This is a genomic window from Pantoea sp. BR_17, from assembly GCF_041955125.1.
Lineage (GTDB): Bacteria > Pseudomonadota > Gammaproteobacteria > Enterobacterales > Enterobacteriaceae > Pantoea > Pantoea stewartii.
In genome coordinates this window covers 44,089-67,546 of the sequence record NZ_JAVAXT010000015.1, presented here as the reverse complement: position 1 = coordinate 67,546, position 23,458 = coordinate 44,089, and the positions used below count along the sequence as shown (strand labels likewise).

Here is a 23,458-nt window from a genome sequence, read left to right as displayed (position 1 = left end):
TTTCTTTTACAAGTTACGCTTCCTACACTCGTTCCTCTGTACGCGAAAAACAAAACAATAAGGATGCCTGGATGAAAAATGACTGGCCCGCCCGTGAACTGGTACACCGTGATTACCGCCATCACCCGCCGGCGCTTGCGCCGTTGTACAAAACCAGCATACTGCGCTCGCCGCGCAATGCACTGATTTCGCTGCAAAATTCCTTATCGGAAATCACCGCACCGGTGTTCACTCGTCAGGAGCTGGGCCCCCGGGACAGCGATCTGATTCTTAATTATGCGAAGGACGGCCTGCCGATTGGCGAGCGCATCATTGTGCATGGCTACGTGCGCGATGCGTTTGGTCAGCCGGTGCGGAATGCCCTGGTTGAGGTATGGCAGGCCAATGCTGGCGGTCGCTATCGTCATAAAAAAGATCAGTATCTGGCCCCCATCGATCCGAATTTTGGCGGCTGTGGTCGCATGCTGACCGACGACAATGGCTACTACTGCTTTCGGACCATTAAGCCCGGCCCCTATCCCTGGCGTAACCAGGTCAGCGACTGGCGTCCAGCCCATATTCATTTTTCCCTTTCTGGCGAAGCCTTTGCTCAGCGCTTGATTACGCAGATGTATTTTGAGGGCGATCCGCTGGTAGGACGCTGTCCTATCCTGCAGTCGGTAGGCAGCGAAGAAGCCGTCCGCACCCTGATTGCAGAGCTGGATACGCATTCGGCGATTCCCCTGGACTGTCTGGCCTATCGCTTTGATCTGGTATTGCGGGGTCACCGCGCAACCTGGTTCGAAAACCGCACTCAGGGAGCCGCATCATGAAAAACTATCTGCCTGAAACGGCCTCACAAACTGCCGGCCCTTACGTGCACATTGGCCTGGCACCGCATGCCGCGGGCTTTGATATCTTTGAACATAATTTCAGCGAGGTGCTCACGCAGCCGGAAACGCGCGGTGAGCGCATTACCGTTGAAGGCTGTGTTTACGATGGTTCTGGCACGCCGGTGCGCGATGTGCTGATTGAAGTGTGGCAGGCCAATGCCGCCGGGCGCTACCAGCATCCCGCTGACCAGCAGCACGACAAGCCGCTGGATCCGGCGTTTCGCGGCTGGGGGCGCACCTGCTCCGATTTTGACAGCGGCATCTGGCGTTTTGAAACCATCAAGCCCGGCAGCGTGACCGGCCGCGACGGACGTCCCATGGCGCCTCACCTCAACTTATGGATTGTGGCACGAGGTATCAATATCGGCCTGAACACCCGCCTCTATTTTGCCGATGAACAGGCGGCAAATGCCCGGGATCCGGTGCTGAATCTGATTGAGTGGGAGAAGCGGCGCAACACCCTGCTGGCACACCGTGAACAACGCGGCAGCGAAACGGTTTACCGTTTCGATATCGTTCTGCAGGGCGAAAACGAAACCGTATTTTTTGATGTCTGACGCTTAACAAAGTCGCTACATTGTCCTTGCCGCTGCGGCGGCAAATTCTTACCATGAGCCATGGATAGTGTTTCCCGGTTCAGTCAGCGCGTGCGCGTGCGTCATCTTCACGCTTTTGTTGCCACCGCGCAGCAAGGGACGCTGGGCCGTGCCGCCCGCCAACTGGGTATTACTCAGCCCGCCTTATCGAAAACCCTCAGCGAACTGGAATACCTGACCGGTGAACAACTGCTGGTGCGCAGCCGCCAGGGAACAGCGCTGACCGCCAGCGGGACGCGCTTTCTGCATGACGCCATTCGCATCCTGGATGCACTTACGCTGGTCGATCAGGTCATGCGTCCGGACAGCGCGCCACATCTCGCGCCTCTGCATATCGGTGCCTTGCCGACCGCCATCGGCAGCGTGGTTGCGCCGGTGCTGGCCAGCCTGCAGCAGCACTATCCGGGCTGGCGTATACAGGTCACTACGCTTTCGAACGACGCGCTGCTGATGGCGATAAAGTCGGGGCAAATGACGCTGGGAATCGGACGGATGGCGGAACCGGTTCTGATGGACGGTCTGAACTTTGAACTGTTGTATCTGGAAACACTGCGCCTGGTCGTGGCCCCGCACCATCCCTTGCTGCATGCGGGCGTGCCCCTGGCAGAAGCGCTCAGTTGGCCGTTGATCCTTTCGCCACGCGGTACCGTACCGCGTCAGAATGCGGAATCGCTGATGACCAGCCATGGGCTGACCCTGCCTGAAGGCGCGGTAGAAACCCTGTCAACGACGCTGGCGCGGCGGCTGACGCAAAACCACGGTTACGTCTGGCTGGTGCCTTACGGCGCGGTGCGCGACGACTTAACGAGTAATCAGCTTCGGGCTCTGCCGCTGCCGAACCAGGGCATGGCCGAAGCGGTGGGCATCCTGACCCGTCAGCAGCATACACCGCCCCCTGAACAACAACATCTGGTGGCGGCATTGCGTCAGCGGGTGCTGGATGTCCCGGTCTGACGCCGCGATTTAACGGGCACTATCCCGCTCGTCGAAAATGCTTTGTGCCAGGTGGAACGCCGCGTTCGCCGCAGGCAGGCCACAATACAGCGCGGCATGCATCAGTACCTCTTTGATCTCATCCCGACTGACCCCGTTGTTGAATGCGGCCCGCAGATGCATTTTCAGTTCGGCTTCACGGTTAAGCGCAATCAGCATACCGATGGTGATCAGGCTGCGCGTGTGGCGCGACAATCCGGGCCGGGTCCAGATCTCTCCCCAGGCGTAACGACTGATGAAGTGTTGAAATTCGTCGTTCAGAGGGGACAGATTCTCCAAAGTGCGGTCCACATGCGCGTCACCGAGTACCGCGCGGCGCACCGTCATTCCCTGCTGATAACGCTGCTGCTGCGTCAGTTGCGCGTCAATAAACGGCTGCAGGGCACGATTAAACGCCAGCCACACCTCCACACTGGAGAGATGCGACGCAGGCAACACCACCAGCTGCGCGCCGTGGATGTGCGCCACCATGGCTTCTGCGTCGGCCACCGTCGTCACGGCATCGTCCCGCCCCGCAATGACCAGCACAGGAAGATGAATGGCCGCCAGTTCGTGACGTAAATCTGCGGCAGCCAGCGCATCGCAGCAGTCCGCATAACTTTCTGCATCACAGGCACGCAGTTGCGTGAGCAACGCCTGCACGGTGGCGGGGGCCCGTTCGCAGAACGCCGGCGTAAACCAGCGTGCGGCGGCCCCGTCAGCAATCGCCGCCATACCGTACTGACGCACCTGCGCTGCGCGCTGCTGCCAGGCCGCAGACTCACCGATCTTCGCGGCGCTGTTGGCGACCGTGAGCGTGATCAGGCGATGAGGATGGAAACGGGCCAGCCAGAGTCCGGTCAGCCCGCCCATCGAAATGCCGCAAAAATGCACCCTGTCGATAGCCAGCTTATCCAGCAGCGACAGCACCGCCATCCCCAGCTGTTCCAGCGAACGGGTTTGTCCGTTCGGTGCCGAGGCACCGTGCCCCGGGACATCGTAACGCAGAATGCGATAATGACCGATCAGCGCATCGCGCTGGGGCTGCCACATGTCTGCCGTCGTTCCTAAGGAGTTGCTGAATAACACCACCGGAGCATCGTCTGGCCCCTCAAGGATGTAATGAAGTGTCATGATTCCCTCGCCGCCGCTAAAACCTGTTGAATAAAGCGCGCCGCACTGCCCGTGGCATTGGCCGGGTCGAGCAGCGCCTCCAGCGTTGAATGACTCAGGCGCGTTCTGACCGTTTCATCCGCGCTCAGTACGGACAACAAACTCTGCTGTGTGTCCAGCGCCCGGCGGCAGCACTGCTCAATATGATGGTGCGCCTGCTGGCGTCCCATCTCGTTCGCCAGCGCCAGCGTGACCGCTTCCGCCATAATTAATCCCTGCGTCAGGCCAAGGTTACGTTGCATGGCATCTTCATGCACCTCCAGCCCGTCGATCAGTTCCGTGCTGTGGGCCAGAGCCGCGCCGCTCAGTACGATCAGCTGAGGCAGGCTCTGCCACTCGGCCTGCCAGCCACCCAGCGCACGCTCGTGTTCCTGCACCATCCCGGCATACAGACCGGACATCAGCGCCGGTACCCGATTGGCCGCGCTGAGAATGGCGGCGCACAATACCGGGTTACGTTTATGCGGCATGGTTGAGGAGCCGCCCCGCCCTGCCGCCTGAGGTTCGCTGATCTCCCCTACCTCGCTCTGCATCAGCAGCGACATATCCCGCGCCAGCTTGCCCAGCGTCCCGGTCAGGCCGGCATACCAGCCTGCCAGCTCGGTAAGCCTGTCGCGCTGAGCATGCCAGGGCGTGGCGCTACGCGGCAAATTCAGCGCCTCGGACAGTGCCTGCTCGACCTGCTCGCCTTTATCGCCCAGCGAGGCCAGCGTGCCTGCCGCCCCGCCAAACTGCAACGCCAGTACCCGCGGCTGCATCGCCCTGAGGCGTTGTCGATCGCGTACCAGGGCGTCCAGCGTGCCTGCCAGCTTTAGCCCAAGGGTAACGGGCAAGGCATGTTGCAACCACGTGCGTCCGACCATCAGCGTTTTGCTGTGCCGTTCGCACTGCGCGCTCAGCACGGCAATCAGCCGATCCAGCAGCGTAGCCGTACCGCTGAGCGCCGCGCGCAGTTGCAGCATCAGTCCGCTGTCGATTGCGTCCTGGCTGGTTGCGCCCCAGTGGACATAGCGCGCCGCCTCGGGCGATCGGGCAGCCACCAAAGCGGTCAATTGTTTGACGAGGGGAATCGCCAGGTTGCCGGCCAGCCCTGCGGCCTGGGTCAGCGCAGCGGCATCGATCGCGTCGGCACGGCAGCAGTCCTGAATGATCTGCGCAGATTCGCGGTCCATCAGCCCCGCACTGGCAAGTGCCTGTGCAAGGCCAGCTTCAAAATCCAGCATCCCCTGCAGCAGCGCCGTATCGCTGAAGCCCTCACTGAGAGGAGAAGCCATAAACATGGCGCGGTAAAGAGACATTGATTATACCCGTTCCAGAATAAGTGCGATTCCCTGCCCGACACCGACGCACATGGTGCAGAGTGCGTAACGTCCTCCGGTGCGCCGCAGGTGATAGGCCGCGGTCATGGCCAGCCTTCCACCGGATGCGCCGAGCGGATGGCCCAGCGCTATTGCGCCGCCGTTAGGGTTCACCTGCGCGGCATCGTCGGCCAGCCCGAGCGCCCGCGTCACAGCCAGCGCCTGGGCAGCAAACGCTTCATTTAATTCGATTACGTCCATTTGTGCCAGCGTCAGGCCACTCTGGGCCAGCACTTTGCGTACCGCAGGTACGGGACCATAACCCATGATACGCGGTTCAACGCCGCAGGCAGCCATCGCGACCACACGCACCAGCGGCGTGAGGCCGTGGGCGGCAACCGCGTTTTCACTGGCGAGTAATAAGGCGCAGGCCCCGTCATTGATGCCCGAGGCGTTGCCTGCCGTCACGCTGCCGTCCGGCGTCACGACGCCTTTTAATCCCGCCAGCGCCGCCAGGGAGGTACTGCGCGGATGCTCATCGCAGGCAACAGTGATGGCTTCCCCTTTGCGCTGTGGGAGAGTGACGGTCATCAGCTCGTCACTGAACAGGCTCATCTCCTGCGCACGCGCGGTACGAAGCTGGCTGCGTAGCGCAAAGGCATCCTGATCGGCGCGGCTGATGGCAAAATCGCGTGCCACGTTTTCCGCCGTTTCCGGCATGGTTTCAACGCCAAAGCGGGCGCGCATCTGCGGGTTGATGAAACGCCATCCCATGGTGGTGTCTTCCATTTTCAGGCTGCGACTAAACGCGCTTTCTGCTTTTCCGGTCACGAAGGGCGCGCGCGACATACTCTCTACGCCGCCTGCGATCATGACCTCGGCTTCGCCGCATTTTATTGCCCTGGCCGCCATGCCGATGGCATCCAGCCCCGAACCGCAAAGACGATTGATCGTCGTGCCAGGCACGCTGGACGGCAGCCCGGCCAGTAACAGGGCCATACGCGCCACGTTACGATTGTCTTCGCCTGCCTGATTGGCGCAGCCATAGATCACATCATCGATCGCCTGCGCGACAGAAGCAGGCTGACGGGCAAGCAGCGCCGCCAGCGGTAAAGCCGCCAAATCGTCTGCCCGAATTCCCGCGAGCGCGCCGCCATAACGGCCAAATGGCGTGCGGAGCGCATCACAAATAAAAGCCTGTTGCATTCGCGGTTCCTCAGGCGGTGGTCGCCAGTTCAGGTTGCAGTAAACGCACCGGCGTGACCGCCTGGAGCGCCTCGAAACTCAGTCCGGGGCAGCACTCGACCACCAGCGGACCATCCGGCGTAATATCAATCACGGCCATATCCGTATAGATCCGGCTGACGCACCCCAGCCCGGTGAGCGGATAGCTGCACTGCTTCACCAGCTTGCATTCCCCTTTTTTCGTCAGGTAGTCCATCATCACGTAAACCTTGCGCGCGCCAATGGCGAGATCCATGGCGCCGCCGACAGCAGGAATTGCATCCTGCGCACCGGTACTCCAGTTCGCCAGATCGCCGCTGACGGATACCTGGTACGCGCCCATGACGCAGATATCCAGATGCCCGCCACGCATCATGGCAAAGGAGTCGCCATGATGGAAAAAGCAGCCGCCCGGCAGCAGGGTTACCAGCTCTTTTCCGGCATTGATCAGCTCCGGATCGGCGTCTTCCGGCGCAGGCGCTGGCCCCATGCCGAGCAGTCCGTTTTCGCTGTGCAGAAAGATTTCTTTGTCTGCAGGCAGGTAGTTCGCAATGCGGGTCGGCAGGCCAATCCCCAGGTTAACGTAAGCCCCTTCCGGAATATCGCGCGCCACGCGCTGTGCCAGTTGGTCACGGGTGAGTTTTTGCATTGCCGACTCCTCAGGCTGAAACGGTCAGGGTAACGGGATGGGGAACGCACACCAGGCGCTGGACAAAAATGCCCGGCGTGACGACGTTTTCAGGATCGAGCTGGCCCAGCGGCACCAGCTCTGCTACCTGGGCAATGGTCGTGGTGGCGGCCATCGCCATCACGGGGCCAAAATTCCGCGCCGCTTTGCGGTACACCAGGTTGCCCCAGCGGTCGCCCTGATGGGCTTTGATAAGCGCGAAATCGGCTTTGAGCGGTTTTTCGAACACGTAATGGCGGCCATCGATTTCCCGCGTTTCCTTGCCTTCCGCCAGCGGCGTGCCAAAGGCGGTGGGGGTGAAAATGCCGCCTAAACCGCTGCCTGCGGCCTGCATCCTGGCGGCAAGGTTGCCCTGCGGCACCAGCTCCAGTTCAATCTCTCCACGACGATAGCGCTCATCGAACACCCAGGAGTCAACCTGGCGCGGAAATGAACAAATCATTTTGTCAACGCGGCCTGCCTTAAGCAGCGCGGCCAGGCCGCTGTCACCGTTGCCAGCGTTATTGCTGATCACCGTCAGCCCGCGAGCGCCGCTTTCGATCAACGCATCGATCAGTTCCAGCGGCTGACCGGCAGGTCCAAATCCGCCAATCATGATGCTGGCCCCGTCCGGGATGACCGCCACGGCCTCTGCCAGTGTTGCCACACTTTTATTGATCATTAGCTGTTCCTTTAGCCCGGCATCAGCCGGTTGGTAGTGAATAGCCAAAAAGTAGATCGCTCTGTGAGCGCAAACAATACCGATTATCGAAATAGTGTGCGATTATCGGTCACTGGCAAAACCAAATGGCACATTGTGATCGTTCGCACAGTTGCAGGACGATCCTGTTAATCTCGGGAGAAAAGCATGACGGATGACGATCAGACGCTGCGCGGCAGCAGCGATCCCTGGAAAGGGGATCCGAACTTTATGGCTTCACTGGCGCGTGGGCTGGAGGTCTTGCAGGCATTTACCCCACAGCGACGCGTGATGTCCGTGTCGCAAATCAGTCAGCGCACCGGTATTCCGCGCGCAGCCGTGCGGCGCTGTCTGTACACCCTGAGTAAGCTGGGTTTTGTCTACGCCGAAGATGGTAAAAACTTTGAACTGCGTCCGCGCGTGCTCACTCTGGGTCATAACTGGCTGGGCGCCACGCCGCTCGCCAGCGCCTCACAGCCGGTTTTACGCCAGCTGAGCCAGACGCTGAACGAGTCCTGCTCAATGGCGGTGCTGGACGGGGATGACATTCTCTATATCGCCCGCGCGTCCGCGTCGCGCATCATGACGATCGACCTGCATATCGGCAGTCGTCTGCCCGCCAGTACCACCTCCATGGGCAGAGTGCTGCTGAGTGGGCTTGCCGCTGAGCCATTGAACGACTATCTGGCGCGGCTGACCCAGCTGCGTTATACCAGCCACACGCTGGTCAGCAGCAGCGCACTGCGTGAAGAACTGACCCGCGTCCGGCAGCAGGGTTACGCCATTAACGATCAGGAACTGGAAATCGGTCTGCGTTCGCTTGCCGTGCCGCTTTGTGGCGCGGACGGACGCATCGTGGCCGCTCTGAACGTCGGCGTCCATGCCGGACAGGTTTCTGCGGATACGCTGCGTCAACACCATTTGCCGCTACTGCAGGAGGCCGCACGGGAAATCTCCCTGTTGCTGCGCGAATAATCTGTGTTGCCCCTCAACGTCATCGCCGAATTCGTGCTAACGTGAAGGCTCAGGTGCAAGCGGCAAGGCAGGGAGTTCATGACCACAAAAAAAATTGATACCACACTCGTCAGCGCAGGACGCGATAAACGTTATACCCAGGGTTCGGTGAATGCGGTCATTCAGCGAGCCTCGTCGCTGGTTTTCGATACCGTTGCGGAGAAAAAACGCGCGACCGCAGGGCGGGCAAAGGGCGAACTGTTTTATGGTCGTCGTGGCACGCTGACCCACTTTGCCTTGCAGGACGCCATGACAGAGCTGGAAGGCGGCGCGGGCTGTGTGCTGTATCCTTGCGGCGCCGCAGCGGTCTCTAACGCTATTCTGGCGTTTGTTGAAGCAGGCGATCATGTGCTGATGAGCGGCGCGGTGTATGAACCAACCCAGGATTTCTGCACCAAAATCCTTGCTAAACTTCAGGTCTCCACCACCTGGTTTGATCACGGCATCGGCGATGCGATCGCCACCCTGATTCAGCCCAACACGCGCGTGGTGTTCCTGGAGTCGCCCGCCTCCATCACGATGGAAGTGCAGGACGTCCCCGCCATTGTGGCGGCGGTGCGCGCAAAAGCACCGGACGCGATTATTATGATCGACAACACCTGGGCGGCGGGCGTGCTGTTTCGTCCTCTTGCGCTGGGCGTGGATATTTCGATTCAGGCTGGCACCAAATACCTGATTGGTCACAGCGATGCCATGATCGGGACCGCCGTCGCCAATGCCCGCTGCTGGGATCAACTGCGCGAGAACAGCTACCTGATGGGGCAGATGGTGGATGCCGATACCGCCTACATGGCCAGCCGGGGGTTACGTACGCTGGGCGTACGTCTGCGGCAGCATGAAGAAAGTGCACTTCAGGTCGCGGAATGGCTGGCCGCCCGCCCGGAGGTCGCCAGAGTGAATCATCCGGCGCTGCCCTCATGCCCCGGTCACGCCTTCTGGCAACGCGACTTCAGCGGCAGCAGCGGATTATTTTCGTTTGTGCTGAAAGAAAAACTGAGCCGCGAGCAGTTAGCGATGTATCTTGATCATTTTCAGCACTTTAGCATGGCGTACTCATGGGGCGGTTATGAGTCGCTGATTTTAGCCAGTCAACCCGAAGAGCTGGCGGCTATTCGCCCGGCGGGCGGCGTTGATTTCAGCGGTACGCTGGTACGGCTGCACATCGGTCTGGAACATGTGGATGATTTACTGGTTGATCTTGACGCGGGTTTTGCACGCCTGACGCGCTAAAAGAGTAAACCTGATATAAACCAGATACAGACCCGTGTGATATATCGACAGGCCACAGCCAGATAGATGTTAAAATTCTCTTAATATAAAAGTGTTCAGCGAGCAGAAGAACCCCCGCAGGTTAAGGTTGTCGCCCACTCTGGGACAGGCGACAACCAAGAGGTCAGGCCGATCTGAACACTATAATTCAGCATGATTGTGACGTAATGGGATAGCTAATGGGTGTTTTACATGAGATTGTGCACGCGCTTTGGCATCAAGACTTCGCCGCGCTGGCCAATCCGGAAGTGGTATGGATCGTCTACAGCGTGATGTTTATGACGCTATTCCTGGAAAATGGTTTACTGCCCGCCTCTTTTCTGCCCGGCGACAGTCTGCTGCTGCTGGCTGGCGCGATGGTAGCCAAAGGCGTGATGGATTTTTTCCCCACGCTTTTGATCCTGACCACCGCAGCCAGTCTGGGCTGCTGGCTCAGTTACCTGCAAGGCCGCTGGCTGGGTAATACCCGACTGGTTAAGAGCTGGCTGATGCAGCTTCCGGCACAATATCACCAACGCGCATGGAATATGTTTAATCGTCATGGCCTGATGGCGCTGCTGGTGGGACGTTTTCTGGCCTTTATTCGTACCATTTTGCCAACAATGGCGGGCATTTCCGGCCTGAAGAACAGCCGTTTTCAGCTGTTTAACTGGCTGAGCGGTCTGCTATGGGTGGGCATTGTGGTGACGCTGGGTTACGGCATCAGCCAGGTGCCGTTTATCAAACGGCACGAAGATCAGGTGATGGCTGTTCTGATGGTATTACCGATGGTGCTGCTGGTCGTCGGGCTGGTTGGCAGCATTGTGGTTATCTGGAAAAAACGTCGTCAAAGAGCCTGACCACGCGTGCGTCAGGCGGGCGGTTCGGCCACCGTCTGACGCACCCGATTCACTTCCTCACCCGGCGTCACGCCAAAGTAGCGCTTAAACTCCCGCGAAAACTGCGACGGACTCTCATAACCGACGCGCACCGCCGCAACGCTGGCTTTCAGGCCGTCCTGCAGCATCAGTAAACGCGCCTGATGCAGGCGATACCGCTTGAGATACTGCAGCGGCGACGTCTGCGTCACCGCTTTGAAATTATGATGAAACGCTGAGACACTCATGTTCACCTCTGCCGCCAGCGTGTCCACGCTGAGGTTGTCGGCATAGTGATTCTCTATACGGCGCAGTGCCCGGGCAATCTGGCTGAACTGCGTCTGACGACTCACCAGTGACAGCAGTGCACCCCCAATCGGGCCGGTCAGCACATAGTAAAGAATTTCCCGCACAATCTGTGGCCCCAGCACCCTTGCATCACGAGGCTGGGTCATCACATCCAGCAGGCGTTCTGCCGCACACAGCATCGGCTCCGTGAGAAAGGCAGAGTGAATGCCCGAGGTCAACGGCTGAGGCTGAAACCCTTCGTCATCACCGATGTCCATCAGCAAATCCTGCAGGCTGGCCGTATCCACGCGCAGGCACATCCCGGCCAGAGGTTGCTCGGGTGACGCCCAGGTTTCACATTCGACCGGGAGCGGCACGGTGAGCATCAGGTATTTTGTGGCGTCGTACTGAAAAACCGTACTGCCCAGATAACCGGTTTTGCTGCCCTGAAACAAAATGACAATGCCGGGCTGATACATGATGGGCTCACGCGGTCGGTGCTGCCCCGCATAAATCAGTGAGACATTTTCCACCGGACACAGCTGTTCGCGTCCGTTCGTCATCAGCGTGACCACCTGTTGAGCCAGCCGCTGACACAGTAAGTCGTGGGGCATCATCACTCCTGAAAATAAAAAGCGCAGTTTGCCGCGCGCCTGGTTAAATCGCCAGCAAAATGGAGAATCAGGCAAGAAGTTTACAGGATCAGGCAGGGTTATCCTCGCCTGTTCGCAGGCAGCCTGAAAATTGTTAGCTAGACTTAAGCACAGCGAAGATTCCCTGGTTTACTGCAAATGTAAGGAGCAGGATATGGCAGACCAACCTATTATCAAACTGCACGACGGTAACATGATGCCACAGCTTGGACTTGGCGTGTGGCAAGCCAGCATGGAAGATGCGCGCAACGCCGTGCTGAAAGCGCTGGACGTTGGCTATCGTTCAATTGATACCGCCGCCGCGTACAAAAATGAAGAAGCGATTGGTCAGGCGTTACAGGAAACCGATGTCGCGCGTGAGGATATTTTTATCACCACTAAACTGTGGAATGCTGACCAGCAAAATGTCCAGCAGGCACTGGAAACCAGTCTGCAAAAACTGAAGCTGGAGCAGGTAGATCTGTATCTGATGCACTGGCCGTGCCCGGAGAAAGATCAGTACGTTGACGCCTGGAAGAACATGATTGCGATGCAGCAACAAGGCCTGGTCAAAAGCATCGGCGTCTGTAACTTCAACCAGCCGCACCTGAAACGTCTGCTGGAAGAAACCGGTGTAACCCCGGTGATCAACCAGATCGAGCTGCATCCGATGCTGCAACAGCGCACATTGCATGCCTGGAACGCCATGCACCAGATTCAGACCGAGTCCTGGAGTCCCCTGGCTCAGGGCGGCGAAGGCGTATTCGATCAGGAAATCATCAAGTCTCTGGCCAAAAAATACGGTAAGACGCCGGCGCAAATCGTTATCCGCTGGCATCTGGACAGCGGGCTGGTGGTTATCCCGAAATCCGTCACGCCGGCACGCATCGAAGAAAACTTCAATGTGTTCGATTTCCGCCTGGATAAGGCAGAAATGAGTGAGATTGCCCAGCTTGATACCGGTAAGCGTTTAGGTCCTGACCCGGATACGTTTAACGGCTAATACGGGCGCATCGGACCCGATGCACGCCTCGTGCACGCCTCTCCTCAGGGAGGGGCTTTTTTACGGTTAGCGCCCACGCAAAATGTTAAACGTCCTTAAAATGTATGACAAAACGCATAATAATTACGCAACGCCTTTCTGGGCTGTGCGCGGCACTGGGCAAAAAAACCCTTCCCTGACCGAAATCCCCCTGTCTTTCCGCTCTGTTAAATCAAATTTTTTGCGCTGAACGCTGACACCTTAATCCGGCCTTGTATTTTGTCTTTTAAATCAAAAATTTAAAATACGAATCGCCTCACCTTACCTTGTTATAACAGGTAAAATTTTGCAACACACCGAAGCCGCTCCGCTTTTGTGAAAACGTCGTTGTGCAGGTAATACTGTTTTCTGTCACACCTGTCGCGTGATCCCGGCTACCACCATTGAGCGTCATTTCACGGTTTTCAGAACGTTAAGCGACTTAACCAGGGAGCGTATCATGTCGGTTATCAATACCAATATCGTGTCGTTGATCGTTCAAAACGATCTGTATAACTCTCAAAATGCTTTATCGACCGCCATTGAGCGCCTGTCTTCAGGTTTGCGCATTAACAGTGCGAAAGATGATGCGGCGGGAATGGCGATTGCTAATCGTTTGACCTCAAACATCGACGGCATGACGGTAGCGGGCAGAAATGCCAATGATGCGATTTCGCTATCACAAACCGCTGAAGGGGCGCTCTCCACGATTAACGACAACCTGCAACGCATACGTGACCTGACGGTGCAGGCGCAAAATGGCAGCAACTCCGCTGCGGATATCGACTCTATTCAGACAGAAGTGAATCAGCGAATGGAGGAGATTAACCGTATTACCGCACAAACGAATTTTAACGGCATTAGTATGCTGAATACCGGCTCGGGCTCGGCTGCGTATCGCTTTCAGGTCGGTGCGGAAGACGGCGAAACGATCACGATCGATCTGGATGCCAGCGACAGCTATAACCTTCTGAAAGCGGGTACCACCGGCTCAACACTTAATATCCGGCAAATGACCTCAGGAGATACCGTAAATGGCGTGGCCCGTACGGTTGCTGCAGAAGGCTTTGACGTTTTAAAAGGGGATGTTACCGGCGGAGCAAGTGGAACCGCGACAGACGGTACGCCTTTGGCCGATCTCGATCGGGCGATTAAATCCGTTGATAGTCAGCGTAGTATGCTGGGTGCCTATGAGAACCGCTTTCAGTCGGTTATCGCCAACCTGAACAATATGGTCACAAACCTTACCTCTGCCCGTAGCAGGATAGAGGACGTGGACTACGCTGCGGAGGTATCGGCGATGTCACAGGCGCAGATTTTACAGCAGGCCGGTACCGCCATGCTGGCCCAGGCAAATCAGATGCCCCAACTGATGTTGCAGCTTCTGCGCTAGCCAAACGCAAAAGCTGAAAGCCCTGCCCGGCACAGTCTGCTCCGTTATGCCGTGGCAGGCTGCACCAGCAGCTGACCTGCCGTTCCCCGATCCGCCAGCTCCAGCGTCTGACTGTAATAGACAAACGGGAAATGGTCTGAAGAGCTTTGGGTAAAGTTGACCAGCAGTTCGACCTCGCCGTCCACCCAGACGGTGTCTTTCCAGCCCCGGTCTTCCCCCATCGACTGCGCACCGTTCACGCTCTTAATGAGGAACATTACGCCCTGAATATGCAACGATTGCGGACGATCGGCACGGATAATCCAGCGCTCAAATGTGCCCTGCTGCGCGGTGGTATCAATGCGGTTCATATCCCACACGGCACCGTTGATGCCGGGCATACTGTCGCCAATACGAAACTCCCGGGTACGCACCGAAGCGCCGTCCAGAATCTGATCGGCCAGTAAACGCATTGGCAGATTATCCGTCACCAGCGGCAGCAGGCCAGTGGGGCGAAGCGTGAGCACCAGCGTTGAGGTCAAAATCGTCGAAGGCTCGAAGAAACCGCGCAGGCGATCCATGATGCCAGCCGCGGTGCCCGCCGTAATGGAGACCTCATCCCCTTGTGACATATCCACCAGAACTTCGCGCCGCTCACCGGGAGCCAGCGTTAACCGCTGTACCGCTACCGGCGACGGTAAAAAACCCTGATCGCTGGCGATGACCGTAAACGGTCGGTTATCACTGATGCTGAGTTCGTAACGTCGGGCATTGGAGGCATTGAGCAACCGCAGGCGCACCCAGCCGCGTGATACCTCAATAAACGGATTGCGTACGCCATTAACCAGCAGCGTATCGCCCAGGAAACCGCCGTCAGCGGGTGGGTCATAAACCGGTGTCGCAAAGTTATCCAGCCGCTTGTCCTGAATGATCAGCGGAAAGTCATCCACGCCATAGTGTTTTGGCAACGGAAGCTGCTTACTGAGGTCGTCCTCGATCAGCCACATGCCCGCCAGGCCGTTATAGACGTGCGGTGCCATGCGGTTTGGCGTGTTGGCGTGATACCAGCAGGTGGCGGCGTTCTGACGAATCGGTAACACCGGTGCCCAGTCGACGCCCGCTGACATCATCCGCGGCGCGCCGCCCATCAGTGCGCCTGGCACCTGCAGGCCGCTGACGGTCATCGAAACCGGTTCATTGAGGCGGTTGCTGTAGATCAGTTTGACATCATCGCCGCTGTAAACACGGACAGTTGGCCCAAGGTACATGCCATTGATGCCCCAGACCGGCACCTTGTTATTGTCACCGTTAAACGACCAGTGGCTGCGCTGTAAGGTCAGAAACAGCGGCTGACCCCGGCGGGATTCGATCAACGGCGGAACGGGAAGTGGCGTGTCACCACGCAAGGAAGCGGCACGTGCCGCATGCGGCATTACCGTGGCACTGAGCGCCACACCGGCAGAAAGCTGGATAAACTGACGTCTGCTGAAAGACATGAAATTTCAGACCTTTTACGCGTGGCGCTGAAACGCCAACCCTGTTTTTATTGCTGTCATTGCTGTGCTGCTTTCACGGCGAGCGACGCAGGACGTCACTCGCCGTGGGGCATCCATGCAGAATAGTCCGACAACGGATTTGTCGGTTAGATTTTACCGTTTTTTTCGCGTTCTTCGACTTCGGCGTTAAGCTCTTCCAGCTTCGCGGCCATCAGTTCACGACAGTGGGTAGCCAGTTTGCGCACAGACGACGACTCAAATTGTTTGACGTCTACCGGCGGCAGCATTTCCACAATCACCAGACCGTTTTTCAGGCGGTTGAGATTAATTTTATTGTGCGTATTGGACACCACAATCGGGATGATCGGGACGCCGGCCGCGACCGCAGCGTGAAACGCACCGGTTTTAAATGGTAATAATCCCCGCCCGCGACTGCGCGTACCTTCAGGAAACATCCAGAACGAAATCCGTTTTTTATTGAACTGCTCGACCAGCTCGCCAATGGTGCCGTGTGCTTTGGCCCGGTTGTCACGGTCAATCAGCAGATTACCGGTCAGCCAGTAAAGCTGACCAAAGAACGGTATCCACAGCAGGCTTTTTTTCCCCACGGTCACGGTGGTGGGCTGCACAATTTTAGCGGCCGTCACCATATCGTAGTTGTTCTGGTGATTAGCGATATAAATCGCATTACCGTAATTATCCGCGCCCTCTGGGCGACGAAGTTCAACCTTCAGACCGAACAGCGTCGATAATTTGCCAAACAGATGACCAAAGGTGGCGACGTGACGCGGATTGCGCGGCGAGAACAGACACCAGATGCAGCCAAATACACAGACCAGAATCGAATAAATTACCACAATAATCGTGCGTAATATCAGTAACATAGCTTCCTCAATGTAACACGGCTGGCGATGAACCAGCCGGATGAATTACGCGTCGCTGTCAGGACGTGCCGGGGCATCCAGTTCGACCCGATCAATTTTTTGCAGACCGCGCGGTAACAGCGTGCCACGGCGACCCCGATCGGCACGGAATTTCTGCAACTCTTCACTGCGCAGCAACAGCTTGCGTTTACCGACGTGCAGCGTAATCGCGCTGCCTGGTGGCAGAATCATGAGCCAGGCCAGTTTATCCGTGCCCGCCGCGGCATCTGCCGACGGAATCGAGATAATCTTGTTGCCCTTGCCTTTCGACATTTGCGGCAATTCGCCGACCGGGAACATCAACATCCTGCCCGCCTGGGTGATCGCTAACAGCATGTCGTCTTCATGATGCACAGCCATCGGCGTCATGACGCGCGCATTCTCCGGCAGGGTCAGCAGCGCTTTGCCCGCACGGTTGCGCGAAATCAGATCGTTGAAGGTGCAGATAAAGCCATATCCGGCATCCGAAGCCATTAGCAGGCGCTGCTCTTCCGGCTCCATCAATACCTGTTCAACAACCGCACCCGGTGGTGGCGTCAGTTTACCGGTCAGTGGCTCGCCCTGCCCGCGTGCCGACGGCAGCGAGGTGGGATCCAGCGTATAGCTGCGGCCAGTGGAATCGATAAAGGCCACAGGCTGATTACTCTTGCCGCGTGCCGCCGCCAGGAAGCTGTCACCGGCTTTATAGCTCAGGCCCGCCGGGTCAATATCATGTCCTTTGGCGCTGCGCACCCAGCCCATCTGCGACAGAACAATCGTAACCGGCTCAGACGGAACCAGCTCGGTTTCGCTGAGCGCTTTGGCTTCCTCACGTTCACGCAGAGGCGAACGGCGATCATCACCAAAACTGTTGCTGTCTGCCTGCAGCTCTTTTTTCAGCAGCGTATTCATTTTGCGTTCAGAGGCCAGCGTCGCCTGCAGCTGATCGCGCTCTTTTTCCAGTTCGCTTTGCTCACCGCGAATCTTCATCTCTTCCAGCTTCGCCAAATGGCGCAGCTTGAGTTCAAGAATCGCTTCGGCCTGGGTTTCACTGATCTCAAAGCGCGACATCAGCACTGGCTTTGGTTCGTCCTCGGTACGGATGATGTGAATGACTTCATCAATATTAAGGAAGGCCACCAGCAAACCGTCCAGGATATGCAGACGGCGCAGCACGCGTTCTAAACGATGATTCAGACGGCGACGAACAGTATCGCGACGGAACACCAGCCATTCAGACAGGATTTCCAGCAGGTTTTTCACGGCCGGACGGTTATCCAGTCCGATCATATTCAGATTGATACGGTAGCTTTTTTCCAGATCGGTCGTGGCGAACAGGTGGTTCATAACCTGATCCAGATCGACACGGTTTGACCGGGGCACAATCACCAGGCGAGTCGGGTTTTCGTGATCGGACTCATCACGTAAATCCTCGACCATTGGCAGCTTTTTATTGCGCATCTGGCTGGCAATCTGCTCCAGTACCCGGGCACCGGACACCTGGTGCGGCAGCGCGGTGATCACCACCTCGCCGTCCTCTTTTTTCCACACCGCACGCTGGCGAATCGAGCCGCGCCCGTTCTGATAGATTTTACGAATCTCGTCGCGTGGCGTAATGATTTCGGCTTCGGTCGGGAAATCCGGCCCTTGCACAATCTCCAGCAGCGCATCCAGGCTGGTTTTCGGATCGTCAATCAGGGCGATAGCGGCCTGCGCCACTTCGCGCAGGTTATGCGGCGGAATATCGGTTGCCATGCCCACCGCGATCCCCGTGGTGCCGTTCAGCAGAATGTTTGGCAGGCGCGCCGGCAACATCTTCGGCTCCTGCATCGTGCCGTCAAAGTTTGGCACCCAGTCTGCCGTGCCCTGCCCCAGCTCACCCAGCAGCACTTCGGCATACTTCGACAGGCGAGACTCGGTATAACGCATGGCGGCGAAAGATTTAGGATCGTCAGGTGCCCCCCAGTTTCCCTGGCCATCGACCAGCGGATAACGGTAGGAGAACGGCTGTGCCATCAACACCATGGCTTCGTAACAGGCGCTGTCACCATGAGGATGGTATTTACCCAGCACGTCACCCACGGTACGGGCCGATTTTTTAAATTTGGCGGTGGCGTTAAGCCCCAGCTCCGACATGGCATATACAATGCGGCGCTGGACGGGTTTCAGGCCGTCGCCAATGTAAGGCAACGCACGGTCCATGATGACGTACATGGAGTAGTTTAAGTACGCATTCTCAGTAAACGTATGCAGGGCAAGACGCTCTGCACCATCCTGCGTCAATTCGCTCATTAAGTCCTCATCCTCACATCGTGACCCGCAACGGCGGATCACCCGGCGGTTGTTTGGCGAGGATAGTACCTTATTCGTGGGTATTAGTCACAGTCCTGGAGCGGGCTGGTCACTCTTTTTTCCCTGTTTTCCGGTCGCCGAAAAAACCACACCGGTAAAAATCCCCGTGCGCTTATTTTTAATAGTTTGTGACCTTCCTCGCAATTAATTATCAGCTTATTTATAGCGTATTAATCCTGTCCCGTTCCCGGGACAACATTTAGTATTGTTGCTTTTTCTTTCACCACCTAAATTCAATTTCAGCGACATATACCGGTTTTATTTTATGCCCTGGTTGGATTTAACGAATTGCCACTTAAGCACCGCTAACGAAATAATAGACAGGTGACTGAATGCAAAATCTGACTTCACGACAACACCGATTACTGAAATTACTGTTACAGGCGGGCACGCCGCTGGCGTTAGCGCAATTAGCCCAACAGTTAACCGTTTCTGAAAAAAGTATTTATCGCGATTTACAAAGTCTGGAACCCTGGCTGCATGGCTGGCAGGCGCAACTGGTGAAGCTGCCTGGCCGCTGTGTGGCGCTGGAAACACACGATCATGAACAGCGGCTGCGCTTGCAGCAGCATGTTGCCAGCGACGATAACTGGTCTGCAGGCTTAAGCAACAATGCGCGGCGGGTAAAAATCCTGTCCCAGCTGCTACGAGACGCGCCACGTGAAACCTCGATCAGTAAGTTATCTGAACGTTATTTCATCAGTCACGCTTCGATTGTTAATGACCTCAAGGTGATTGAAGAGTGGTTGCAGCCGCTGGCGCTGGAGCTGGTCCGTAGCCAGAGCGGCACGCATGTGGCAGGCAGCGAACAGGCACTGCGCCAGGCCATGGTTTTGCTGATTAACGACGTTATGCAGCATAACACGGGCAGCAGTATGGCCCTGCCGCGGCTCGACCCCGGCAGTTATCAGGCGCTGATCCACTATTTCGGCGAAGAGGACGTGGCCTTTGTGCAGCGCTTACTGCAGCAAATGGAGCAGCAGCTTGGCTATCCTTTGAGCGATGCGTATTACCTCAATCTGTCCACCCATATTCTGATCATGATTCACCGTATGGCGCAGGGCAAAGCCTTGTCCCTGCCGCTGGCTCTGAGCGCGTCAGAAATGGACAACCGCATTCTGAAGATTGCCCGCCAGATGGTAGTACAGATTGAACAGCGGCTGGGGCAATCCGCGCCCGCGGATGAAGTGGGATTTATTTATCAATATATTATTTCATCGGGCATTGTAGTCGAAGAACGCGGCAGCCACATGCTATCGCACTCTCCTTTTTCAAATGCAGCATCGCGCAATATTACGCTCGAATTAATTCATTGCTTTTCCGCATTCATTCAAAAGGATCTGTCGACCGATTCTTTATTATTTGAAGGTTTGCTATTCCATATTAAGCCGCTACTTAACCGGCTTAAATATCATATTACGATTCGCAATCCCTTACTCGATGACATAAAAGCGGAATTACAGGATATTTTCACGCTGACCCAACGCGCCATGCAGGTAACGGCCGAGCGGTTTCATTATGGGCCAATCGCTGACGATGAGATCGGTTATCTGTGCGTGCATTTTCAGGCCGCGCTTGAACGGCAAATCGCCCATAAACGTATTTTGCTGGTGTGTTCCAGCGGCGTCGGCACGTCGCATTTGCTGAAAAGTCGCATCCTGCGCGCCTTTCCGGACTGGATTATCGTGGGCGTTATTTCGGCCAGCACGCTGGACGACTTTTGTCAGCAGGAGCCCGTGGATCTGGTCATCTCCACCATTCATCTCGATATCAGCACCTTGCCCACCGTGTATGTTACTGCGTTTTTTAACGACGACGATATTCGCCGGGTGACGGACGCCATGATTGGTCGCCAACTGCCACAGGCCGCAACGCGCGCACTGGCAGAACATTAACTGAATGAGGTCTGATTAATGGATATTTCTCGCATTCTCACGCCACGCCGCGTCAATCTCAATCTGCAGGCCAGCAGCAAAGAAGCGGCCATTATCGAACTGACGGAGTTGCTGTTCAGTGACGGTGCCATTAGCGATAAAGAGGCCTTTATCCGTGATGTCTGGCTACGCGAGGCGGAGGGATCGACCGGGTTTGAGAATCATATCGCCATTCCTCACGGTAAGTCCTCCGCCGTTAAGCAAACCACGCTGGCCATCGGGCGCAGCCAGCAGGATATCCCCTGGGAGACGCTGGATGGCAGCAAGGTGCGCTGCATCATCCTGTTTGCCGTGCGGCTGGAAGATCAAAACACGACCCATATTCGCCTGCTGTCACAGGTGGCCAGTGCGCTGGCCGATGATGAGGTGATTGCGCAGCTGCTGGTGGAAAACGATCCCAGCGAAATCATTCGGCTGTTTAGTCAGTACGCCGAAACCGACCTCTGTTAACCCTGGAGTCCGAGGTAATCATGAACATTGTCTGTGTTGCCGCCTGTACGGCGGGCATCGCGCATACCTACATTGCGCGTGAAAAAATGATCAAAGGCGCTCACGCCCTTGGCCACACCATCCATGTGGAAACGCAGGGCACCATCGGGACAGAAAACGCCCTGGATGCCGAAACGATAGCGGCAGCCGACGTGGTGATCCTGGCGGTGGACGTGAAGATCACCGGCGAGGAACGTTTTCGGGGCAAACCGATCGTGCGGGTGAAAACCGAAGTGGTGATCAAGTCGCCCATCAAGTTTCTGGAAAAAGTGGCGGATTCACTGGCGCGTGCCTGAGGAGATCCACAATGAACGCTAACAAAAGCCAGTACGGGCCAGCGATCAAAGGCCATCTGTTAACCGGGATCTCCTGGATGATCCCGCTGATTGTCGCCGCCGGGATCTGCATTGCGCTGGGTCAGGTGATTGGCGGGCCCGATGTGGGTAAACATCCCGGTACGATCGCCTGGATGCTGAACCAGATCGGTGGCTGGGGCATGGGCTTAATCGTCCCGTTGATCAGTGCGGCTATCGCTTACTCGATTGCCGACAGGCCGGGCTTCGCGCCGGGTTTGATCGTCGGGTTTATCTGCGGACAGATTGGCACCGGCTTTATTGGCGGCATCCTGGGTGGCTTCCTGGTGGGTTACACGGTGATTTTGCTGCGGCGCAGTATTCGGTTGCCACAGTCGATGCAGGGGCTGATGCCGATCATGGTCTTGCCCGTACTGAGCACCATCATTGCCGGGCTGCTCATGATGACGTTTATCGGTCAGCCCATTGTCTGGCTGCAAAAGGCGCTGATCGCCCTGCTGGAATCAATGCAGGGTGGCTCTAAGTTCATCATGGGGGCGATTCTGGGGGCGATGGCGACCTTTGACTTCGGCGGACCGGTCAATAAAACCATGTCGCTGTTTGCGGATGGCATGCTGGTGGACGGCATTTACGGGCCGGAAGCGGTCAAATTTGCCGGTTCGATGATCCCGCCCTTTGGCATCACGCTCTCCTGGCTGCTCACGCGCCATAAGTACACCCGCGCGGAAAAAGAAGCTCTGAAAGCGGCCTTCCCGATGGGGATCTGCATGATCACCGAAGGTGTGATCCCCATTGCCGCACGCGATCTGTTCCGGGTCGTCGGGAGTTGTGTGGTTGCCTCAGCCGTTGCTGGTGGCCTGATCATGGTCTGGGGCGTGGAAGCGCCAGTGCCTCACGGCGGCATGTTTGTCGTACCGCTGTTCACCAAACCCGGGTTGTTCTGCCTGGCGCTCGGTATCGGCACCACGATCTGTGGCGTCATGCTTTCGCTGCTGAAAAAGCCCGTCACTGAAGCCGACGAAGAATTTGACGACGTGGAAGATCACACCGTTCGCGACGACGACATTAAATTCACACTGGAATAAGGAGTGAGTATGTACGCGGCAATGAACGACCTGATAAGCCAGGCTGCGCAGAAAAAATATGCCGTTCTGGCCATCAACTGCTTCAACCTGGAAAGTGCCCGGGCGGCGGTTAAGGCGGCGGAGCAGCAGCGTGCGCCCCTGATACTGAATGTGTATCAAGGCCATAGCCGTCATTTTCCGCCAGCCATCGCGGTGCCGCTGGTGCAGGCGCTGGCGGCAGAGGCCAGCGTACCAATCGCGCTGGCGCTCGATCATGGCAAGGCCTTTCCGCTGATTGGCCAGGCCTTTCGCGCAGGCTTTACCGGGCTGATGATCGATGCTTCGGCGGAGCCGCTGGCCGAAAACATTCGTCAGACGGCCCGCGTGGTCGACATGGCCCACACCGCCGGGGTTTGCGTCGAAGGTGAACTGGGCCATATCGCCGATGCGCCCACCTACGCGCTGGCCGACGCGGCGGTCAAAATGACCCAGGTGGCGGATGTCCTGCCGTTTCTTGAGCAGACCCATATCGATCTGCTCGCGGTTTCGGTTGGCACCGCGCATGGGCTTTATCCCGCTGGGGTGCAGCCGACAATCGATTTCCAGCGTCTGGCAGACCTGCACGCGGCCTCATCGCGCCCGCTGGCGCTTCACGGCGGCAGTGGCACGCCAGCGGACGATATTCGGCGCGTCAGTCAGCACGGCGTCGCCAAGATTAACGTTGGCGCGGCGGTATTTGAAGCCGGTAAACAGGCGCTGCACCAGGCGCTTAAACACCCTCCCACCACCGAACTGCCGGACTTACTCGCCCTGATGGAGTCCGCCTGTTGTGAAGTCGTCAGTGACTATCTGAGCTGGTCTGGCTCCGCCCGTCAGGCCTGAGGGCTTTCTGCTGTAACCCGGTGCGCGTCTCTGAACGTCAGCGCAGGGCAACCCTTTGTCATAAAACAAG

At 57.3% G+C, this 23,458-nt stretch carries 22 protein-coding genes and 1 pseudogene; 13 read left to right on the top strand and 10 right to left on the bottom strand.

Features of this window, described 5'->3' with window-relative positions; translation table 11 throughout:
- Positions 1-71: 71 nt before the first annotated feature.
- From pcaH to RAC60_RS19870, 3 genes are read left to right on the top strand one after another with little or no spacing between them, the layout of a single operon-like run.
- Positions 72-812, top strand: a complete 741-nt coding sequence (gene pcaH, locus RAC60_RS19880; protein WP_033739780.1) for a protocatechuate 3,4-dioxygenase subunit beta — start codon at positions 72-74, stop codon at positions 810-812.
- Entirely contained in the window at positions 809-1,429 is a 621-nt protein-coding gene (pcaG, locus tag RAC60_RS19875; RefSeq protein WP_033739781.1) for a protocatechuate 3,4-dioxygenase subunit alpha, read from the top strand. The genes pcaH and pcaG overlap by 4 nt, the downstream gene beginning before the upstream one ends.
- A 60-nt stretch (positions 1,430-1,489) precedes the next feature.
- On the top strand, positions 1,490-2,422 hold the full coding sequence (locus tag RAC60_RS19870) for a LysR substrate-binding domain-containing protein (protein WP_375094201.1): 933 nt from the start codon (positions 1,490-1,492) through the stop codon (positions 2,420-2,422).
- A 9-nt stretch (positions 2,423-2,431) separates the two neighbouring features.
- Here the strand turns inward: RAC60_RS19870 and pcaC are convergent, their stop codons facing one another.
- From pcaC to RAC60_RS19840, 6 genes and pseudogenes are all read right to left on the bottom strand, one after another.
- The gene (gene pcaC, locus RAC60_RS19865; protein ID WP_206536933.1) at positions 2,432-2,818 is read right to left on the bottom strand and encodes a 4-carboxymuconolactone decarboxylase; all 387 of its coding nucleotides are present in this window, start codon (positions 2,816-2,818) and stop codon (positions 2,432-2,434) included.
- Positions 2,819-3,574, bottom strand: a pseudogene (gene pcaD, locus RAC60_RS19860) (3-oxoadipate enol-lactonase); the annotation flags it as partial.
- Positions 3,571-4,911 (bottom strand): 3-carboxy-cis,cis-muconate cycloisomerase, encoded by a 1,341-nt coding sequence (locus RAC60_RS19855; RefSeq protein ID WP_162285892.1) that lies wholly within the window; start codon positions 4,909-4,911, stop codon positions 3,571-3,573. The pseudogene pcaD and the gene RAC60_RS19855, both read right to left, overlap by 4 nt.
- A 3-nt stretch (positions 4,912-4,914) precedes the next feature.
- Positions 4,915-6,117 (bottom strand): 3-oxoadipyl-CoA thiolase, encoded by a 1,203-nt coding sequence (gene pcaF / locus RAC60_RS19850; protein ID WP_375094200.1) that lies wholly within the window; start codon positions 6,115-6,117, stop codon positions 4,915-4,917.
- 10 nt (positions 6,118-6,127) lie between these two features.
- Entirely contained in the window at positions 6,128-6,784 is a 657-nt protein-coding gene (locus RAC60_RS19845) for a 3-oxoacid CoA-transferase subunit B (RefSeq protein ID WP_033739788.1), read from the bottom strand.
- A gap of 10 nt (positions 6,785-6,794) precedes the next feature.
- On the bottom strand, positions 6,795-7,484 hold the full coding sequence (locus tag RAC60_RS19840) for a 3-oxoacid CoA-transferase subunit A (RefSeq protein WP_054633141.1): 690 nt from the start codon (positions 7,482-7,484) through the stop codon (positions 6,795-6,797).
- A gap of 186 nt (positions 7,485-7,670) precedes the next feature.
- Here RAC60_RS19840 and RAC60_RS19835 point away from each other — a divergent pair, with 186 nt between their 5' ends.
- The 3 genes from RAC60_RS19835 (at position 7,671) to RAC60_RS19825 (ending at position 10,624) form a co-directional block, all read left to right on the top strand.
- Positions 7,671-8,477 carry an IclR family transcriptional regulator C-terminal domain-containing protein gene (locus RAC60_RS19835; RefSeq protein WP_110268406.1) on the top strand — a complete coding sequence of 269 codons (807 nt, stop codon included), beginning with the start codon at positions 7,671-7,673 and terminating at the stop codon, positions 8,475-8,477.
- A 78-nt stretch (positions 8,478-8,555) separates the two neighbouring features.
- The gene (gene metC, locus RAC60_RS19830) at positions 8,556-9,746 is read left to right on the top strand and encodes a cystathionine beta-lyase (protein ID WP_185200142.1); all 1,191 of its coding nucleotides are present in this window, start codon (positions 8,556-8,558) and stop codon (positions 9,744-9,746) included.
- A 218-nt stretch (positions 9,747-9,964) separates the two neighbouring features.
- Positions 9,965-10,624, top strand: a complete 660-nt coding sequence (locus tag RAC60_RS19825; RefSeq protein ID WP_006118175.1) for a DedA family protein — start codon at positions 9,965-9,967, stop codon at positions 10,622-10,624.
- Positions 10,625-10,635: 11 nt separating this feature from the next.
- Here RAC60_RS19825 and RAC60_RS19820 read toward each other — a convergent pair whose 3' ends face one another.
- Complete coding sequence (locus RAC60_RS19820) at positions 10,636-11,544, bottom strand: AraC family transcriptional regulator (RefSeq protein ID WP_033739797.1); 909 nt, start codon at positions 11,542-11,544, stop codon at positions 10,636-10,638.
- A 193-nt stretch (positions 11,545-11,737) separates the two neighbouring features.
- On the opposite strand from RAC60_RS19820, the gene dkgA reads away from it, so the two are divergent.
- Together dkgA and RAC60_RS19810 are read left to right on the top strand one after the other, a co-directional pair.
- Entirely contained in the window at positions 11,738-12,565 is an 828-nt protein-coding gene (dkgA, locus tag RAC60_RS19815) for a 2,5-didehydrogluconate reductase DkgA (RefSeq protein WP_006118176.1), read from the top strand.
- Positions 12,566-13,043: 478 nt separating this feature from the next.
- Positions 13,044-13,976 (top strand): flagellin, encoded by a 933-nt coding sequence (locus RAC60_RS19810; RefSeq protein ID WP_033739799.1) that lies wholly within the window; start codon positions 13,044-13,046, stop codon positions 13,974-13,976.
- 44 nt (positions 13,977-14,020) lie between these two features.
- Here the strand turns inward: RAC60_RS19810 and ftsP are convergent, their stop codons facing one another.
- The 3 genes from ftsP to parC all read right to left on the bottom strand — a co-directional run bounded on the left by ftsP (position 14,021) and on the right by parC (position 18,645).
- Complete coding sequence (gene ftsP, locus RAC60_RS19805) at positions 14,021-15,451, bottom strand: cell division protein FtsP (RefSeq protein WP_039342152.1); 1,431 nt, start codon at positions 15,449-15,451, stop codon at positions 14,021-14,023.
- Between the two features lie 146 nt (positions 15,452-15,597).
- Positions 15,598-16,335, bottom strand: a complete 738-nt coding sequence (locus tag RAC60_RS19800; RefSeq protein WP_039342149.1) for a 1-acylglycerol-3-phosphate O-acyltransferase — start codon at positions 16,333-16,335, stop codon at positions 15,598-15,600.
- 45 nt (positions 16,336-16,380) lie between these two features.
- On the bottom strand, positions 16,381-18,645 hold the full coding sequence (gene parC, locus RAC60_RS19795; RefSeq protein ID WP_375094199.1) for a DNA topoisomerase IV subunit A: 2,265 nt from the start codon (positions 18,643-18,645) through the stop codon (positions 16,381-16,383).
- Between the two features lie 392 nt (positions 18,646-19,037).
- Here parC and RAC60_RS19790 point away from each other — a divergent pair, with 392 nt between their 5' ends.
- Genes RAC60_RS19790 through RAC60_RS19770 form a run of 5 tightly spaced genes read left to right on the top strand, consistent with a single transcriptional unit; the run spans position 19,038 to position 23,388 of the window.
- Positions 19,038-20,600 carry a transcription antiterminator gene (locus RAC60_RS19790; protein WP_289367587.1) on the top strand — a complete coding sequence of 521 codons (1,563 nt, stop codon included), beginning with the start codon at positions 19,038-19,040 and terminating at the stop codon, positions 20,598-20,600.
- Positions 20,601-20,618: 18 nt separating this feature from the next.
- Positions 20,619-21,089 (top strand): PTS sugar transporter subunit IIA, encoded by a 471-nt coding sequence (locus RAC60_RS19785; RefSeq protein ID WP_033739808.1) that lies wholly within the window; start codon positions 20,619-20,621, stop codon positions 21,087-21,089.
- A 20-nt stretch (positions 21,090-21,109) separates the two neighbouring features.
- Positions 21,110-21,424, top strand: a complete 315-nt coding sequence (locus tag RAC60_RS19780) for a PTS fructose transporter subunit IIB (protein ID WP_006118182.1) — start codon at positions 21,110-21,112, stop codon at positions 21,422-21,424.
- 11 nt (positions 21,425-21,435) lie between these two features.
- A complete protein-coding gene (locus tag RAC60_RS19775) occupies positions 21,436-22,527 on the top strand; it encodes a PTS fructose transporter subunit IIC (RefSeq protein ID WP_039342140.1) in 1,092 nt (363 codons plus the stop codon).
- Between the two features lie 9 nt (positions 22,528-22,536).
- The gene (locus tag RAC60_RS19770) at positions 22,537-23,388 is read left to right on the top strand and encodes a class II fructose-bisphosphate aldolase (protein WP_033739812.1); all 852 of its coding nucleotides are present in this window, start codon (positions 22,537-22,539) and stop codon (positions 23,386-23,388) included.
- Positions 23,389-23,458: the final 70 nt, after the last annotated feature.

Bases quoted from the DNA above. Each gene is read 5' to 3' on its own strand.
- pcaG (WP_033739781.1), top strand. From the start codon at position 809: ATGAAAAACTATCTGCCTGAAACGGCCTCACAAACTGCCGGCCCTTAC.
- RAC60_RS19835 (WP_110268406.1), top strand. From the start codon at position 7,671: ATGACGGATGACGATCAGACGCTGCGCGGCAGCAGCGATCCCTGGAAA.
- RAC60_RS19855 (WP_162285892.1), bottom strand. From the start codon at position 4,911: ATGTCTCTTTACCGCGCCATGTTTATGGCTTCTCCTCTCAGTGAGGGC.
- ftsP (WP_039342152.1), bottom strand. From the start codon at position 15,451: ATGTCTTTCAGCAGACGTCAGTTTATCCAGCTTTCTGCCGGTGTGGCG.
- RAC60_RS19790 (WP_289367587.1), top strand. From the start codon at position 19,038: ATGCAAAATCTGACTTCACGACAACACCGATTACTGAAATTACTGTTA.
- RAC60_RS19870 (WP_375094201.1), top strand. From the start codon at position 1,490: ATGGATAGTGTTTCCCGGTTCAGTCAGCGCGTGCGCGTGCGTCATCTT.
- parC (WP_375094199.1), bottom strand. From the start codon at position 18,645: ATGAGCGAATTGACGCAGGATGGTGCAGAGCGTCTTGCCCTGCATACG.
- RAC60_RS19785 (WP_033739808.1), top strand. From the start codon at position 20,619: ATGGATATTTCTCGCATTCTCACGCCACGCCGCGTCAATCTCAATCTG.
- RAC60_RS19810 (WP_033739799.1), top strand. From the start codon at position 13,044: ATGTCGGTTATCAATACCAATATCGTGTCGTTGATCGTTCAAAACGAT.
- dkgA (WP_006118176.1), top strand. From the start codon at position 11,738: ATGGCAGACCAACCTATTATCAAACTGCACGACGGTAACATGATGCCA.
- RAC60_RS19825 (WP_006118175.1), top strand. From the start codon at position 9,965: ATGGGTGTTTTACATGAGATTGTGCACGCGCTTTGGCATCAAGACTTC.
- RAC60_RS19770 (WP_033739812.1), top strand. From the start codon at position 22,537: ATGTACGCGGCAATGAACGACCTGATAAGCCAGGCTGCGCAGAAAAAA.
- RAC60_RS19780 (WP_006118182.1), top strand. From the start codon at position 21,110: ATGAACATTGTCTGTGTTGCCGCCTGTACGGCGGGCATCGCGCATACC.
- metC (WP_185200142.1), top strand. From the start codon at position 8,556: ATGACCACAAAAAAAATTGATACCACACTCGTCAGCGCAGGACGCGAT.
- RAC60_RS19840 (WP_054633141.1), bottom strand. From the start codon at position 7,484: ATGATCAATAAAAGTGTGGCAACACTGGCAGAGGCCGTGGCGGTCATC.
- pcaH (WP_033739780.1), top strand. From the start codon at position 72: ATGAAAAATGACTGGCCCGCCCGTGAACTGGTACACCGTGATTACCGC.
- RAC60_RS19775 (WP_039342140.1), top strand. From the start codon at position 21,436: ATGAACGCTAACAAAAGCCAGTACGGGCCAGCGATCAAAGGCCATCTG.
- pcaF (WP_375094200.1), bottom strand. From the start codon at position 6,117: ATGCAACAGGCTTTTATTTGTGATGCGCTCCGCACGCCATTTGGCCGT.
- RAC60_RS19845 (WP_033739788.1), bottom strand. From the start codon at position 6,784: ATGCAAAAACTCACCCGTGACCAACTGGCACAGCGCGTGGCGCGCGAT.
- RAC60_RS19800 (WP_039342149.1), bottom strand. From the start codon at position 16,335: ATGTTACTGATATTACGCACGATTATTGTGGTAATTTATTCGATTCTG.
- RAC60_RS19820 (WP_033739797.1), bottom strand. From the start codon at position 11,544: ATGCCCCACGACTTACTGTGTCAGCGGCTGGCTCAACAGGTGGTCACG.